At 69.2% G+C, this 14479-nt stretch carries 15 protein-coding genes; 10 read left to right on the forward strand and 5 right to left on the reverse strand.

Annotation, left to right across the window (positions count from 1 at the left end; translation table 11 throughout):
* The first annotated feature begins 75 nt into the window (after positions 1–75).
* The 6 genes from KEC55_RS18720 to KEC55_RS18745 all read left to right on the forward strand — a co-directional run bounded on the left by KEC55_RS18720 (position 76) and on the right by KEC55_RS18745 (position 4862).
* Positions 76–861: an RNA polymerase sigma factor gene (locus KEC55_RS18720; RefSeq protein WP_282509476.1), complete on the forward strand. Its 786-nt coding sequence runs from the start codon at positions 76–78 to the stop codon at positions 859–861.
* Positions 858–1277 carry a hypothetical protein gene (locus tag KEC55_RS18725; RefSeq protein ID WP_282509478.1) on the forward strand — a complete coding sequence of 140 codons (420 nt, stop codon included), beginning with the start codon at positions 858–860 and terminating at the stop codon, positions 1275–1277. Before KEC55_RS18720 ends, KEC55_RS18725 begins: the two co-directional genes overlap by 4 nt.
* Complete coding sequence (locus tag KEC55_RS18730) at positions 1274–1777, forward strand: periplasmic heavy metal sensor (RefSeq protein ID WP_282509480.1); 504 nt, start codon at positions 1274–1276, stop codon at positions 1775–1777. The genes KEC55_RS18725 and KEC55_RS18730 overlap by 4 nt, the downstream gene beginning before the upstream one ends.
* A 246-nt stretch (positions 1778–2023) precedes the next feature.
* Complete coding sequence (locus KEC55_RS18735; protein ID WP_282509482.1) at positions 2024–3418, forward strand: DUF1800 domain-containing protein; 1395 nt, start codon at positions 2024–2026, stop codon at positions 3416–3418.
* Positions 3419–3420: 2 nt separating this feature from the next.
* Positions 3421–4578 carry a DUF1501 domain-containing protein gene (locus KEC55_RS18740; RefSeq protein WP_432626310.1) on the forward strand — a complete coding sequence of 386 codons (1158 nt, stop codon included), beginning with the start codon at positions 3421–3423 and terminating at the stop codon, positions 4576–4578.
* 65 nt (positions 4579–4643) lie between these two features.
* Positions 4644–4862 carry a YXWGXW repeat-containing protein gene (locus tag KEC55_RS18745; RefSeq protein ID WP_282509503.1) on the forward strand — a complete coding sequence of 73 codons (219 nt, stop codon included), beginning with the start codon at positions 4644–4646 and terminating at the stop codon, positions 4860–4862.
* A gap of 178 nt (positions 4863–5040) precedes the next feature.
* Here the strand turns inward: KEC55_RS18745 and KEC55_RS18750 are convergent, their stop codons facing one another.
* The 3 genes from KEC55_RS18750 to KEC55_RS18760 all read right to left on the reverse strand — a co-directional run bounded on the left by KEC55_RS18750 (position 5041) and on the right by KEC55_RS18760 (position 8258).
* Positions 5041–6234, reverse strand: coding sequence for a tyrosine-type recombinase/integrase (locus KEC55_RS18750; RefSeq protein ID WP_282509505.1), 1194 nt, complete (start codon positions 6232–6234; stop codon positions 5041–5043).
* A gap of 183 nt (positions 6235–6417) precedes the next feature.
* Complete coding sequence (locus KEC55_RS18755) at positions 6418–6942, reverse strand: hypothetical protein (protein ID WP_282509507.1); 525 nt, start codon at positions 6940–6942, stop codon at positions 6418–6420.
* Positions 6943–7082: 140 nt separating this feature from the next.
* Entirely contained in the window at positions 7083–8258 is a 1176-nt protein-coding gene (locus KEC55_RS18760; protein WP_282509509.1) for a helix-turn-helix transcriptional regulator, read from the reverse strand.
* A gap of 224 nt (positions 8259–8482) precedes the next feature.
* On the opposite strand from KEC55_RS18760, the gene KEC55_RS18765 reads away from it, so the two are divergent.
* A complete protein-coding gene (locus tag KEC55_RS18765; RefSeq protein ID WP_282509511.1) occupies positions 8483–8863 on the forward strand; it encodes a DUF4377 domain-containing protein in 381 nt (126 codons plus the stop codon).
* A gap of 9 nt (positions 8864–8872) precedes the next feature.
* Here the strand turns inward: KEC55_RS18765 and KEC55_RS18770 are convergent, their stop codons facing one another.
* Complete coding sequence (locus tag KEC55_RS18770; protein ID WP_282509513.1) at positions 8873–10261, reverse strand: DHA2 family efflux MFS transporter permease subunit; 1389 nt, start codon at positions 10259–10261, stop codon at positions 8873–8875.
* 158 nt (positions 10262–10419) lie between these two features.
* On the opposite strand from KEC55_RS18770, the gene KEC55_RS18775 reads away from it, so the two are divergent.
* Positions 10420–11280 carry a LysR family transcriptional regulator gene (locus tag KEC55_RS18775; protein ID WP_282509515.1) on the forward strand — a complete coding sequence of 287 codons (861 nt, stop codon included), beginning with the start codon at positions 10420–10422 and terminating at the stop codon, positions 11278–11280.
* Positions 11281–11359: 79 nt separating this feature from the next.
* Here the strand turns inward: KEC55_RS18775 and KEC55_RS18780 are convergent, their stop codons facing one another.
* On the reverse strand, positions 11360–11710 hold the full coding sequence (locus tag KEC55_RS18780; RefSeq protein WP_282509517.1) for a VOC family protein: 351 nt from the start codon (positions 11708–11710) through the stop codon (positions 11360–11362).
* Between the two features lie 260 nt (positions 11711–11970).
* Here KEC55_RS18780 and KEC55_RS18785 point away from each other — a divergent pair, with 260 nt between their 5' ends.
* Both KEC55_RS18785 and KEC55_RS18790 read left to right on the forward strand, forming a co-directional pair.
* Complete coding sequence (locus KEC55_RS18785; protein ID WP_011355016.1) at positions 11971–13110, forward strand: LLM class flavin-dependent oxidoreductase; 1140 nt, start codon at positions 11971–11973, stop codon at positions 13108–13110.
* 166 nt (positions 13111–13276) lie between these two features.
* Positions 13277–14470, forward strand: a complete 1194-nt coding sequence (locus tag KEC55_RS18790) for an acyl-CoA dehydrogenase family protein (RefSeq protein ID WP_282509519.1) — start codon at positions 13277–13279, stop codon at positions 14468–14470.
* Positions 14471–14479: the final 9 nt, after the last annotated feature.

Here is a 14479-nt window from a genome sequence, read left to right on the forward strand (position 1 = left end):
TATTACCGGCCCGCGCCGGTCGTCGTATATTGAGCGCGCCGGCCGCCGGTCGCGTGGCCGGCAGACAGGATCGATATGCCGCGCGAACCGGATGTCGATGAAACGGGCTTGGCCGACGCCGTGTGCGACGCCGCGCGCGATCCGCGTGGCGGCGCCGAACAGTCGGCGTGGCGCCGTCCGATGATGGCCCGACGCATGCAAGGAGAGCACGACGATGAGCTTCAGCCGGGCGGCGGGTTCCCCTGCCGTGACAGTGCGGCGCCCGTGCGCCGCGCGACGGAGCAGGCGGCGTTGAACGATCGCGGCGACCGCGATCCGGACGCGGAACTGGTCGCGCGCGTCGGCGCGCGCGATTCGTCGGCAGTGCGCGTGCTCGTCGCGCGCAAGCTGCCGCGGCTGCTTGCATTGGCGACGCGCATGCTCGGCGACCGGAACGAAGCCGAGGACGTCGCGCAGGAGACGTTCTTGCGAATCTGGAACCAGGCGCCGCGCTGGCGCGAAGGCGAGGCGCGCTTCGATACGTGGCTGCATCGCGTCGTACTGAACCTGTGCTACGACCGGTTGCGCGGCCGCCGCGAGGAGCCGGTCGACACGCTGCCCGACGTGCCCGACACGCAACCGGAGCCGGCCGCGCAGGCGGAGCTGCGTTCGCGCGATGTGCGCGTGCGGCAGGCGCTGGCCGCATTGCCGCCGAGGCAGCGGGAAGCGCTCGTGCTCCAGTACTATCAGGAAATGTCGAATGTGGAAGCGGCCAACCTGATGGGCATCACCGTCGATGCGCTGGAAAGCCTGCTCGCCCGCGCGAGGCGCAACCTGCGCGCGCAGCTGGCCGGCGACCCACCTAGCGAGGACAAGCGATGACACCCGAACGATTTCGTACCATCGTCGCCGCGTACGGCTCGGACGCGCGGCGCTGGCCGGCCGGCGAGCGCGTGGCCGCCGAGTCATGGGCGCAAGCGAACCCGCGCGAAGCGTTGCTCGCACTGGACGACGCGGCCGACCTCGATGCCTGGCTCGCGTACGACACGGTCGCGCCGCCCGCGCCGTCGCTGGTCGAGCGCATCGTCGCGACGGCGCCCGCGCCGCAGCGCGCACGCAGGCGTGGCAATGTGTGGTGGTCGGGCGCGGCGTTCGCGGGCGTCGGCCTGGCCGGTGCGCTCGCGGGCGCGGTGGCCGTGTCGATGCTGATGCTCGGCAGCGCGCCAGCGCCGCAGCATGAACCGGGCTATCTGACGACGACGTTCGGCGGCCCGAGCGTGGATTGGAGCGATGAATGACTGAACGTGGCTGGAAATTCATCCTCGTCGGCTCGGTCGTGCTGAACGTGTTCGTGCTCGGCGCGATCGGCGGCGGCGCCTATCAGTGGTTCTCGACGCATCGCGACCTGCATGCGGCAGGCGCACCTGCATCGCGCACGGCGTTGCGTTTCGCGGCGGACGAATTGCCCGATGCGCGGCAGCGTGAATTCGCCGCCGCGTTGAAGGCGGCGCGCAAGGACGGCCGCGATTTCGCGCGGGAAGGGCGCGACGGCCGGATCACCGTGCTGGACCTGCTCGCCGCGCCGCAACTCGATCGTGCCGCGATCGATGCCGCGCTCGATCGTACGCGCGCGGCCGATACCGCGATGCGTGCGCAGGTCGAGCGCAGCGTCGTCGATTTCGCGGCGACATTGACACCCGACGAGCGCGCGAAGTTCGTCGACGGATTGCAGCACAGCGGGAACTGGCGTTTGCCGCCGAAGCTGCAGAAGAAGCCGGACACGCCGGCGAGTCAGTAACACCTGCCGGACGGCGGCACGCGAACCGCGTGTCGCCGTCGTGCGCTTTCGGTCACGTGCCATGCGTGCGCCGTTTCCGGTGGATTGCCGCGCCGCTGTCGTTCATGACGTGCATCGCCGCGTTACTAGACTTCCACCGATCACGCCGCCCCGCGTTTCCCCGCTCGAAATTTATTTGCGATTTCCGCGACGGATTTCCCGGCGCATCCGCGTTGAACGTGGGTACGCACCGCGAGAGAGCCCGTCATGGACCATCCGAACGACATCACGCCGGCCGCGATTGCGCTGAACCGCTTCGGTCTCGGCGCGCGGGCCGACGAAGCGCCGCCTGCCGACCCGAAGGCGGCGCTCGTTGCGCAACTCGATCGTTACGACGCGCGGCCCGCCGCGTGGGCCGGCGAGCCCGACGCGGTCGCGCTCGCGACACGCTTCGCGAACGCGCGCAACGCGATGACGGGCGACGACGCGGCAGCGAAACGCGCGACCGCGCAATCGATCCGGCGCGATGGCTACGATGTCTATCGCAGTGCGGTTACCGCGCGCATGAACAGTGCGTTGAACACGTCCACACCGTTCGTCGAACATCTCGTGCATTTCTGGGCGAACCATTTCGCGGTGTCGGTCGACAAGGGGCAGGTGGCCGCGTATGCGGGCGCATTCGAACGCGACGCGATCCGCCCGCACGTGCTCGGCCGCTTCGAGGACATGCTCGTCGCCGTCGAACAGCATCCCGCGATGCAGGTGTTCCTCGACCAGGCGCGCTCGGTCGGCCCCGACAGCCCGGCTGCGTTGCGCGCCGAAGCACGCAATCCCGCGGCGAAGCGCGGTCTCAACGAGAACCTCGCGCGCGAAATCATGGAACTGCATACGCTCGGCGTCCGCACGGGTTACACGCAAGCCGACGTGACGGAATTCGCGCGTGCGCTGACCGGCTGGAGCATCGCCGGCGGGCGTGGGCCGCAGCCGGGCGATGCCGCACCCGGTGCGTTCGTGTTCCGCCCCAAGCTGCACGAACCGGGCATGCGCACGGTGATGGGGCGCACCTACGACCAGCCGGGCGAAGCGCAGGCGCGTGCGATCCTGCACGACCTCGCGCGCTCGGATGCGACGGGCCGGCACATCGCGTTCCAGCTTGCCCGTCATTTCGTCGCCGACAATCCGCCGCCCGCGCTGACCGACCGGCTGGCCCGCGCGTTCGACGCGAGCGGCGGCGACCTGCCGACCGTCTATCGCGCGCTCGTCGATGCGCCCGACGCGTGGTCGCCGGTCAACCGCAAGTTCAAGACGCCGTGGGAGTGGGCGGTGTCGTCGCTGCGCGGGCTCGGCTGGCGCGACACGGGCGACCTGAAGGCTGCGCCGCTGCTCGCGCAGCTTGGCCAGCCGGTGTGGCGGCCGGGCTCGCCGGCCGGCTACGACGACGTTGCCGCGAGCTGGGCCGCGCCGGACGCGCTCGTGCGCCGCGTCGAGATTGCACAGCGGCTGGCCGCGCGCACGGGCGACCGGCTCGATCCGCGCACGCTCGGCAACACGCTGCTTGCCGGTTCGATGAGCACGCCGACCGCGACCGCACTGTCGCGCGCGGAAAGCGCGACGACGTCGCTTGCTTTGCTGCTCGTCTCGCCCGATTTCCAACGGAGATGACCATGGCCCTGTCACGCCGACAATTCCTGAGCGTAGCCGCCGCCGGCGCGGGCGCGATCCTCGTCGCGCCGCGGATCGTGTTCGCGAATGTCGCGACCGACCGGCGCTTCGTGTTCGTGATCCAGCGCGGTGCGGCCGACGGCCTGAACATCGTCGTCCCGTATGCGGAACCCGCGTACGCGACGCTGCGCGGCCCGCTCGCGATCGACACCGCGGCCGCGACGCGGCTCGACGGCACGTTCGCGCTGCATCCGTCGCTTGCGCAGACCGCGCAGTTGTACCGCGACGGGCAGGCGCTGTTCGTCCATGCGATTGCGTCGCCGTATCGCGACCGCTCGCATTTCGACGGCCAGAACGTGCTCGAAACGGGCGGACGTGCGCCATACCAGGTGAAGGACGGCTGGCTGAACCGGCTCGCCGCGCTGCTGCCGGCGACGCGCGAGAACGCGATCGCGTTCGCACCGACCGTGCCGCTCGCGTTGCGCGGCACCGTGCAGGCCGCGTCGTATGCGCCGTCCGGTTTGCCGGCCGCGCCGGACGACCTGCTCGCGCGCGTGTCGTCGCTCTACGAGGCCGACGCGCAGCTCGGTCCGCTGTGGCAGTCGGCGATGGACGCACGCGGCCTCGCCGGCGATGCGCATGCGCGGCAGGATCCGGCCGGCGTCGGCAAGCTCGCGGCGACGTTCCTCGCGCGCGACGACGGCCCGCGGATCGCGATGATCGAGACGGGCGGCTGGGATACGCACAGCGCGCAGAACGCGCGGCTCGCGAACCAGCTGAAAGCGCTCGACACGATGCTCGCCGCGTTGCGCGACGGTCTCGGGCCCGCCTGGCAGCAGACCACGGTGCTGGTCGCGACCGAGTTCGGCCGCACGGCGGCCGTGAACGGGACGGGCGGCACCGATCACGGGCAGGCGTCGGTCGCGATGCTCGCGGGCGGCGCGGTGGCCGGCGGCCGTGTGATCGCCGACTGGCCGGGGCTGAGGCCGGGCGACCTGTACGAAGGGCGCGACCTGAAGCCGACCGCGTCGCTCGACGCGCTGATCTCGGGCGCGGCCGCTGAAAGCCTGAGGCTCGACCCTCGCCGAACCGCATCCGCACTGTTCGCGGAAAGCGGCGCGACACGGCCCATGACCGGCCTGATCCGCGGGGCTGCGTGACGCGGCGCGTGTCCGCGGTGGCTTCCGCCAACCGATTACACATTACACAACAGGGAGAATTGACGATGAAGATCCGATCCGTTTCGCTTGCGGTGCTGGTGTCCGCGAGTGCCGTACTGATGTCCGCCTGCGTGGTCGAACCCGTGCGGCCGCCGCAGCCGGCGCCGCTCGTCGAGGTGGCGCCGCCGCCGCCCGCGCCGGGCTATCACTGGGCGAAGGGGCATTACCGCTGGGCTGGTAATCACTGGGCGTGGGTGCCCGGGCATTGGGTGGCGGTGTACTGACCGGGCGTGACGGGTCGTGCGGAAAGCGACCGCGCGAAGTGCCGCAGCAACGGCGGCCTCGGCGGACTCGAACTCGACCACTGAGCGCCGGGGCGAAACATGGGCCGGTGTCGACATCGACATCGGTGGACGCACTCGCGTGCTGCACGCAGCGCGTAGGCTACCGACCGCCTACCGCCTACCAACCGATCCGGTGCTTCTCCTCCGTTTCCTGATGCCGCCAGTCGTCGTCCGCGTGCAGGTACTGGCTCGTCGTCGTGAGCGACACATGGCCGAGGTTGTCACGCACGAGCCGCAGGTCGACGCGGCCGTCGGCCATGTGCGAGCCCGCGCTGTGGCGCAACCAGTGCGCGGACGCCTGTTCGAGCACGCGCGCCTGCTGGTCGCCGGCTTCGCCGTTCGCACGTAACTGGTCGGCCGCGTGCCGGAACACCTGCTTCACGATCCGGTGCAGCGCGGCGCGCGTGAGCGGTTTGCGCGTCTGGCCGACCGGCAGCACGAGTGGCGTGGGCTCACCGTCCGACGGCAGCGCGGGCAGGCCATGCGCGCGCCGGTAGCGCGACAGCTCGGCCATCATCTCGCCGGTGGCCGGCACGAGCCGCTGCCGGCCGCCTTTACCCGTCACGTCGAGCCACCAGCGATCGTGCCCGTTCGCGTCGCGCCGGCAGAAGAACTGGCCCATCGTCGTGTCGGCCGCTTCGGTGATGCGCAGCCCGCCGAGATACAGCAGCGTGAACAGCCAGCGTGCGCGATCCGCATGGAAGCTTGCGCGCGCATCGTCGCGCGGCATCGTGGCGATTGCGTCCTTGACCGACTGCCACAGCGGCTGTCCGAGATGGCGCGTGACGCGCGGTGCGGGCCGGCGCTGCCGCTGCCGCGACAACGCGAGCGGGTTGCCGGCCAGATAGCCGGCCTGCACGAGCCACGAGAACATCACGTTCAGGATCACCAGCGCCTGCCGCTGGCTGGCCGCCGACAGCGGCCCGTAGAACGGCCGCCAGCGCGGATCGTCGCGCGGATGCTTGCGGCCGCCGTTTGCGCACCACAGGTCGGCCGGCGCGGGCGCGAGCAGGAACTGCCGGTAGACGACAAGATCCTCGTGCGTGAGCGACGACAGCGGCTTGCCGCACGCGATCACGGCCCACAGCAGCAGGCGTTCGGCTTCCTTGCGGTAGTTCTGGAACGTGGTCGGCGTATCGACGAAGCGCGCGAGCCACGCGCGCACGGCGTCGAGATCGTTGGTCGCGGCGATCTGCGGATGCGCGCTGCCGGAGCGGTTGGTGCCCGCGCGTCCGTCGAGCGCGGCCGGCACGGTCAGCGAATCGATCGGCAGCGGGCGCAGCGCGGCGTCGGACGGAACGGGTGAGGGCATGCGAGGGGGAGGCGCGTTGCGCGAACCGCGCGGGCGTGGCCGGGCGGACGAAGGCAGCGCGTGAAAGCGTATCGGGAAGCGTCGATGGTACACGATCGATGCGCGGTGAAGCGGTCGTCGACGACGCTCGCCGAGCGGGCCATTGTCACGACCGCATGATTCCCGCGGCCACGTGCCGTGGCGTCAGCGGTCTGCGTGCTTGTCCAGCAACCGGAACTTGCCGTTCTCGAACAGGTAGCGGTATTGGCCGCGCGGTTGACCATCGGGCTTGCCGTTCACGACGAGCAGGCGGCTGTCCGAGCGGAAGTCCGTCGGTGTGGTGTCGTCCGCGATGGTCAGCTCGCGCACGATGTACGGAAACCAGTACACGTCGCCCGTTTTCGCGTCGAGCGCGAATACCCGCATGCAATTGTCACTGTGTCCGCAATCAAAGGTCCACAGGATGTAACGACTCGCGAATGTCACTTCATTGGTGGAGGCGCCGTCGCGAATATTCCTGGCGAACTCGCGGTCCTGCGCCGTGCGCAGTTTCGGTTCGGCGACCGGGCCATCGTACGTCGGCCCGGTGAGGAATTTCATGAAATCGTTGTGTTGTTCCGCTTGCACGCGCCAGCTTGCGGTCAACGCCGCGGCGCAGACGAGCAGACTCGTCATCGCGGTGGCAAGGCGGCGCTTTCCTGTCGGAATCCCGGATCGTTTATCGGCCATTGTCGAGGGTCATGTTGTTATGGGTGCCGTCATCGTAATGTAATCGGCGCAAGCCGTGCGCGAAGGCTTTGTGCGCCGCGACGTCGAGCGTTCCGCGCGAACGCCGCAACCGGCTCCACCGCCAGTCCATGCCGCACCCCTCACCCCAGCGACAGCACACTGTTCAACAACATCCGCACCAACGTCGCCTGCCGCGTGACACCCGTCTTCGAAAAAATCGCACGCAGGTGCGAACGCGCGGTGTTCTTGCTGATCGCGAGTTCATCGGCCGCTTCCTCGAGCGTTTGCCCATTGACGAGCGCGAGTGCCAGCGCGGTCTCGGCCGGCGTGAGGTCGAACAGCTTGCGCACGATGTCGTGCGACGCCTGCGACTTGCGCTCGGCATCGCGGATGAAGATCGCGCACGCCGGCCGGCGTGGATTGTCCTCCGACCACTCGCTCAACGGTACCGCACGGATCAGCACGCCGAGCCGCGGCTTGCCGGACGGGCGGGGCACCGCGATCGCGTGCGCGACCGACGGCGTGACGCCCGTGCGTTCCGCGAGCACCTGGCGGATCAGCTTCTGCAGCTTGCGGTCCTCCAGCGGATACGACGCTTCGAGCGTGCCGCCGCGCACGCGCAGGCCGTCGCATTCGGCGAAGATCTCGTCGGCGACGGAGTTGGTCCGCATGATCGTGCCGCGCTCGTCGAGAATCGCGGTGCCGACGAGCATGCGGTCGATCGTGCTCGCATACAGCGTGCGCTCGGATTCGACCATCCCGAACTTCGCGTGCAGCCGCACCGCGCGCTTCAGGTGCGGCAGCAGCGCGTTGCAGACGGCCTTGTCGGCCGCCGAGAACGCATGGCTGCGATGCGGACGGCAGACGCGAAAGCGGCACTCGACGCCGTCGTGCGTGCGCAGGTCGGCGCCCATCAGATAGCCGACGTCGAACGGCTGCAGGAATTCGGCATACATCGCGCTGTTGCGCCAGACGCCGACGCCGAGCAATTCGTCGACGGTGACGACGCGATCGGCCGGCAGGTTCACGAACGGATCGAGTGCGTAGTAGTAGGTGTTGTACGACGCGACGCCCGTCAGCGGCGCACTCTCCTCGGACGCGTTGATCATCAGCCCCGTCTGCCCGCTGGCCGGCCAGCGCAGGATCATCGTCACGTAGTTCGCGTGCAGGTGCACGCGGATCTGCTCGAGCGCGGCGCCCCACGGCACGTCTTCGAGCGGGCCTTCGTAGATGGTCGTGAGCAAGGCGTCGAACTGCTCGAGCGTCAGTTTCGATTGGGCAAGGTTCGGCGGCAGGGCCGGGGGCGCCGTGGTCATTCGGGATGTCTCCTGTTGCGGCCGCCGGGTCGCAGGACGCCTGGCGTGCACGTTCGGACCGCCGGCGGCGATGCGCGTGGCGTAACCGGAACACGGTAACGTATCGGCTCGCGCGCGACATCCCATAAATGAGGGTGGTCGAGTGCGTTCTGTAAGGTATTTGTGAACTTTCTCGTCGCGCCGGTCGTCTAATCGGCCCTCCAACGCTCCCAGAGGAACATCAGATGAATCACAAGACCCGAACGTTGCTCGGCGCGGCCGTGATTGCCGGCAGCACGCTCCTTGCCGGATGCCAGACCGACGCGGCCGCCACGGCGCCGAATGCGGCCCGCCCGGCCGACGGCAAGCCCGTGACCAAGACCGTCTACGTCGCGCCGCAGTCCGCGCGCTGCACGGGCGTCGCGCCGATGGAGTGCCTGCAGGTGCGCAGCAGCCCGAGCGAGCCGTGGAGCCTGTGGTACGCCGGCATCGAAGGGTTCGCCTATCAGCCCGGCTACCTGTACACGCTTGAAATCGACGAATACCACGTCGCGCAGCCGCCGGCCGACGGTTCGTCGATCCGCTGGGTGCTCAAGCGCGTGGTCGAGCGGCGGCAGGCGAACTGACGGCCGCGCTTACGCGGACGGTCGCGCCGCCGCATGGGTTGGCGGCGGGGCCGTATCGATCCGCCGGAACACGGCGGACGACAGCAACGTGACGACCCCCATGCACGCGAACGACAGCATGAATCCGTGCGCCATCGAGCCCTGATAGGCGGCGAACAGGTTCACGAGCCCGCCGCCGATCGACACGCCCAGACCCATCGCGAGCATCTGCATCATCGTGAACAGGCTGTTGCCGCTGCCGGCGTCGGCATGCGACAGCCCCTTGAGCGTCACGCCGTTCATCGCCGCGAACTGCATCGAGTTGGCGGCGCCGAACACGATCAGCAGCACCCCCTCCAGCACTGGCGCCGGCCGCGCCGACACCAGCGCGAACCCCGCGATCGCGCAGCCGACGATTCCCGTATTCACGACCAGAAACGCCGCGTAGCCGAAGCGCTTCACGAGCGGCGCGATCCAGCGTTTCGCGATCACGCCGGCGATCGCGGCCGGCAGCATCATCAGCCCCGATTGCAGCGGCGTATAGCCGAGCTGCACCTGCATCAGCAGCGGCAGCATGAACGGCACCGAACTCGTGCCGATCCGGCACAGCAGGTTGCCGAGCAGCCCGGAACCGAAGTTCGGCTCGCGGAACAGCCCGAGCCGGAACAGCGGCTGCGCACGCCGCCGCGCATGCGGCAGGTATGCGAGCGCGCTCGCGAGGCCGATCACGGCGAGCGCGGCCGCCCATGCGGCACGATGCGCAGGCATCGGCGGGTCGATCGCGAGCGACAGCGCGATCATCGCGACCGACAGCAGTGCACAGCCGATGAAGTCGAACGGCGGCGGCTGCGTCGCCTGGTCGTGCGGCAGGTAGCGCTGCACCGCCATGAAGCCGACCACGCCGACCGGCACGTTGACGATGAACACCCAGTGCCACGAAATCGCCTGCGTGAGCCAGCCGCCGAGCGTCGGCCCGACGATCGGGCCGAGCTGGCCGGCGATCGACACGAACGCGATCGCCGCGACGTACTGTTCGCCCGGCACGCGGCGCAGCACGGCGAGCCGCCCGATCGGCAGCAGCATCGAGCCGCCGATGCCCTGCACGGCACGCGCCACGACGAGCTGGCCGAGCGTATGCGACGCCGCGCAGCCGATCGACGCGAGCACGAACACGAGGATCGCGACCGAGAACACGCGGCGCGTGCCGAACCGGTCGGCGAGCCAGCCGGACGCCGGCGTGAGCATCGCCATCATCAGCGTGTAGGCGACCACGACGGGCTGCATCGCGAGCGGCGACGCATGCAGGCTTTGGGCGATCGAAGGCAGCGCGGTGTTGACGATCGTCGTGTCGAGCGACTGCATGAAGAACGCAGCGGCGACGATCCAGAGCAGCGCGGAGTGTGTGGGTTCCCGGGACATGGCGAAATCGATGGTGCGAAGGTCCGGTGCGGGTGCGCCCGTGCGCGGTCGCGCGGCGCCTGCCGGACTTCAATTGCTCGATGGTACCGATTCCGGTGGTCATCGGGAAGCTGCCTGAAGGCATTGACTGTCATCGAAATTGCCGATGACAATGCGGGATGCTCAATCCCGTCTGGCTCAAGACGTTCGCGACCGTCACGAACTGCCGCAGCTTCACCGAAGCGGGCCGGCAGCTCGGGCTCAACCAGTCGAGCGTCAGCGAACACATCCGTCGTCTCGAAGAGAGCGTCGGCCGGCGGCTGTTCGTGCGCGACACGCATTCGATCGCGATGACGGCCGACGGCGAGGCGCTGCTCGTGCATGCAAACGTGATCCTGCAGGCGCTCAATCGCGCGGAATCGCAGTTTCGCAAGCCGCGGCTGCAGGGGCGCGTGCGGCTCGGCGCGTCGGACGACCTCGCGCTCGTCGCGCTGCCGGAGGTGCTTGCCGCGTTCCGCGCCGCGCATCCGGACGTCGCGTTGGAAATCACCACCGGGATGACGAGCCGGCTCTACGAACTGATGGATGCCGGCGCGCTGGACCTGATGGTCGGCAAGCGGCGGCTGGGCGAGCGGCGCGGCACGCCGCTGCTGCGCGCCCGGCTTGAATGGGTTGCGCGGCCCGGCACCGTCGTCGACCTGGAGCGGCCGCTGCCGCTCGTGCTGGTGGCCGAGCCGAGCGTCACGCGGGCGGTCGTGCTGAACGCGCTCGCGGAAAAAGGGATCGGCTGGGAAGTCGTGTGTTCGAGCAGCAGCCAGCCGGGCTGCATCGCGGCCGCGCGTGCGGGGCTCGGGCTGACCGCGACGTCGCAATACCTGTCCGCGCGCGGCCTAGCGCCGCCGGTGAACGGCGACGGGCTGCCCGTGCTGCCGGACGTCGAATTCATCGCGCTCGCCGCGAAGCGGCTCAGCGAGCCGGCCGGCACGCTGCTCGAGCTGCTGGAAACCAGCGACCTGCGAGCGTCGGGCGCGGACGCCTAATGCCGCTCATGCCGGCAGATGCGCGCAATGCGCCACCATCCCGCGCCGGCGCACGCGCCTGCGCCTGCGCCGCGAATCGTCAGGCGGACCGCTTCTGCGAAATCACGAGCAGCGCGCCGTTCTTGTCTTCCAGCACCGCCCGGTATTCGTGCGGCCCGACCTGCACGGGCACGCGCACCGATGCGCCGGCCTTCACGACCCGCGCCATCGCCGCATACAGGTCGTCGTCCTCGTCGACGCGCAGCGTGAGCGCCGCGCGCTCGACGATCTGCTCGTCGCCCGCGACCAGCGCGATCGTCAGCGGCCCGCCGTCGAGCGCGCAATAGCGGTCGCCGTCGCGGAACTTCACGTTCAGGCCCAGCCCGTCGACGAACAGCGGCAGCGCCGTGTCGATGTCGTCGACCGGATACAGCAGCATCGATACCTTCATTCCGGTTCTCCCTTGTCTTGATGTGGGCGGCGTGCAATGCGCCGCCGGTCGATGCTAGCGCGTCGCTCGCGCCGCCACGCAGTCCGATCGGATGACGGTGAAACCCCTCTGTCCCCGCAGGCGTGCAGCTACTCCGAACAGATGATGTCCGCGCCAGCCGGCGCGCCGACACTCCCATTCGTGGACCGTCGCTATTCGTCCGTATCGTGCGGGCGGCCTGCGCGACCCCGACTCGTCCAACATACATGGAGACGTACGCAATGAAGTTTTCCCTCATCTACGAAGCCCAGACCACCGACGCATCGCGCGAGGGCGACCACCGGGTGTTCAAGGAGACGGTCGAGCAGGCGCTGCTCGCCGAGCAGGTCGGTTTCGACACGATCTGGTGCGTGGAGCACACGTCGCTGACCAACTATGCGCACATGAGCGCGCCGGAAACCTTCCTTGCCTACCTGGCCGGCCGCACGACGCGCATCGGCCTCGGCCACGGCGTCGTGTGCCTGCCGCCCGCGATGAACCACCCGATCAAGGTCGCCGAGCGCGTCGCGCTGCTCGACATCCTGTCGGGCGGCCGCGTGCATTTCGGCGTCGGCAAGGGCGGCAGCCAGCAGGAAGCGGGCGCGTTCGGCTACGACCTCAACGAACTGCAGCCGATGATCGACGAATCGATGTATCTCGTGCCGAAGATGTTCGTGCAGGACGAGATCGAGCACGACGGCAAGTACATCAAGATCCCGAAGCGCCCGATCCACCCGAAGCCGTTCCAGGATCCGCACCCGCCGATGTACCTCGCCTGTACGAACACCGACGCGCTGCTGCGCGCCGGCCAGCGCGGGATGGGCGCGCTGGTGCTCGGCTTCGGCGGCCCGGACGAAGTCGCGAAGAAGAACGCCGTGTACCGCGAAGCGTGGGCGAACCGCAAGCCGGAAGACCAGGTCGGCTTCCGCCCGACCCAGCACCTCGCGGCGCTGTGCCCGACGGTCGTGATGGCCGACGGCCAGGCTGCCCGCAAGATCGGCATCCGCGGCCAGCGCTACTTCATGGAGTCGCTTGCGTACTGGTACACGGGCGGCGAGCGTCCGGACCCGGCGAAGTGGGGCGACGACCTCGTGCAGGCCGACACCGGCGAGATGGTGATCCGCTCGCGCTTCGCGTCGGAGGAGGTCGTCGTGAACTTCGCCGACCCGGCGCTCGCGATGATGAACCCGAACCATGCGTACGGCACGGTGGACGACTGCATCGGCTATGTCGGCCGACTGCAGGAAGCCGGCGTCGACGAAGTGCTGTTCCTGTGCCAGATGGGCACGGTGCCGCACGAAGCGCAGATGGAGACGATCCGCAACATCGGCGAGCACGTGATCCCGTTCTTCAACAAGGAGAAGGAACGCGCCTGCGCGTGAACGGGGCCGCGCCCATCGTCACGTCCGATCGGACGATGCGGCGCGGTCGTGCGAAGCCGACCATCGGTGGTGGCGAGCTTCGCCCGCGGCCAGGGCCGCGCCGAACAACTTTGAACGAGAGCGGGGCGGGCGCCGCGGCGCCGCCCCCGTTCCACAGGAGACATTCGTGCATCGCGACAACGATTCGAACGCATTGGCCGCCACGCTGATCGCCCGGGCCGAGGCACTGGCGCCGACGCTGGCCGGCCGCGCCGCGCAGGCGGAAGAGCAGGGCCGCATCCCGGCGGAGACGATCGCCGACATGCAGGCCGCCGGCTTCTTCAAGGTGCTGCAGCCGAAGCGCTACGGCGGCTACGAGCTCGATCCGCAGGCCTTCTTCGACATCCAGATGGCGCTCGCGCGCGGCTGCATGTCGACCGCGTGGGTGTACGGCGTCGTCGGCGTGCACAACTGGCAACTCGCGCTGTTCGACGAACGCGCGCAGCAGGACGTGTGGGGCAACGACCCGGCCACGCTGATCGCGTCGACCTACATGCCGGTCGGCCGCGTGACGCCGGTCGATGGCGGCTTCCGCCTGTCGGGCCACTGGAAATTCTCGAGCGGCAGCGAACTGTGCGAATGGGTGTTCCTCGGCGCGCTGGTGCCGCCGGCCGTTGCCGGCCAGCCGCCTGAATACCGGACCTTCCTGCTGCCGAAATCCGACTACCGGATCCAGCAGGACTGGGACGTGCTCGGCCTGCGCGCGACGGGCAGCCACGACATCGTCGTCGACGACGTGTTCGTGCCCGCGTACCGCACGCACAAGGCGATCGACGGGATGATGGGCACCAGCCCCGGCCTCGCAATCAACGATGCGCCGCTGTTCAAGCTGCCGTTCGCGCAGATCTTCGTGCGCGCGGTGTGCACGTCGTGCATCGGCGCGCTGCAGGGTGCGCTCGACGATTTCACCGGCTATGCGGCGACGCGCGTGTCCGCCAACAGCGGCGCGAAGACGACCGACGATCCGGGTGCGCAGAACGCGTGCGCGAACGCGGCCGTCGCGATCGACGAGATGAAGGTGCTGCTCAAGCGCAATTTCGCTGAGCTGATGGCGTCGGTCACCGGCGGCCCGGCCGTGTCGATCGAGCGTCGCGTGCATTTCCGCTACCAGTCCGCGCAAGTCGCCGAGCGCTGCGCGCAGGCTGCGAATACGCTGTTGCGCTACGCGGGCGGCAACGGCATCTATCACCGCAATCCGCTGGTGCGGCGTTTCCTCGACCTGCATGCGGCCCGCGCGCACTACGCGAACAACGTGGACCGCTTCGGCCAGAACCTCGGCGCCGTGATGCTCGGCCGCGAAAACACGGACTTCTTCATCTGACGAGGCCGT

Origin of the sequence: Burkholderia cepacia (genome assembly GCF_029962485.1) — a bacterium.
In the GTDB taxonomy this organism is placed as follows: Bacteria; Pseudomonadota; Gammaproteobacteria; order Burkholderiales; family Burkholderiaceae; genus Burkholderia.

What these genes read in the sequence shown, in the direction of transcription:
- KEC55_RS18720 (WP_282509476.1), top strand. Translation starts at nt 76, where the DNA reads ATGCCGCGCGAACCGGATGTCGATGAAACGGGCTTGGCCGACGCCGTG.
- KEC55_RS18725 (WP_282509478.1), top strand. Translation starts at nt 858, where the DNA reads ATGACACCCGAACGATTTCGTACCATCGTCGCCGCGTACGGCTCGGAC.
- KEC55_RS18730 (WP_282509480.1), top strand. Translation starts at nt 1,274, where the DNA reads ATGACTGAACGTGGCTGGAAATTCATCCTCGTCGGCTCGGTCGTGCTG.
- KEC55_RS18735 (WP_282509482.1), top strand. Translation starts at nt 2,024, where the DNA reads ATGGACCATCCGAACGACATCACGCCGGCCGCGATTGCGCTGAACCGC.
- KEC55_RS18740 (WP_432626310.1), top strand. Translation starts at nt 3,421, where the DNA reads ATGGCCCTGTCACGCCGACAATTCCTGAGCGTAGCCGCCGCCGGCGCG.
- KEC55_RS18745 (WP_282509503.1), top strand. Translation starts at nt 4,644, where the DNA reads ATGAAGATCCGATCCGTTTCGCTTGCGGTGCTGGTGTCCGCGAGTGCC.
- KEC55_RS18750 (WP_282509505.1), bottom strand. Translation starts at nt 6,234, where the DNA reads ATGCCCTCACCCGTTCCGTCCGACGCCGCGCTGCGCCCGCTGCCGATC.
- KEC55_RS18755 (WP_282509507.1), bottom strand. Translation starts at nt 6,942, where the DNA reads ATGGCCGATAAACGATCCGGGATTCCGACAGGAAAGCGCCGCCTTGCC.
- KEC55_RS18760 (WP_282509509.1), bottom strand. Translation starts at nt 8,258, where the DNA reads ATGACCACGGCGCCCCCGGCCCTGCCGCCGAACCTTGCCCAATCGAAA.
- KEC55_RS18765 (WP_282509511.1), top strand. Translation starts at nt 8,483, where the DNA reads ATGAATCACAAGACCCGAACGTTGCTCGGCGCGGCCGTGATTGCCGGC.
- KEC55_RS18770 (WP_282509513.1), bottom strand. Translation starts at nt 10,261, where the DNA reads ATGTCCCGGGAACCCACACACTCCGCGCTGCTCTGGATCGTCGCCGCT.
- KEC55_RS18775 (WP_282509515.1), top strand. Translation starts at nt 10,420, where the DNA reads ATGCTCAATCCCGTCTGGCTCAAGACGTTCGCGACCGTCACGAACTGC.
- KEC55_RS18780 (WP_282509517.1), bottom strand. Translation starts at nt 11,710, where the DNA reads ATGAAGGTATCGATGCTGCTGTATCCGGTCGACGACATCGACACGGCG.
- KEC55_RS18785 (WP_011355016.1), top strand. Translation starts at nt 11,971, where the DNA reads ATGAAGTTTTCCCTCATCTACGAAGCCCAGACCACCGACGCATCGCGC.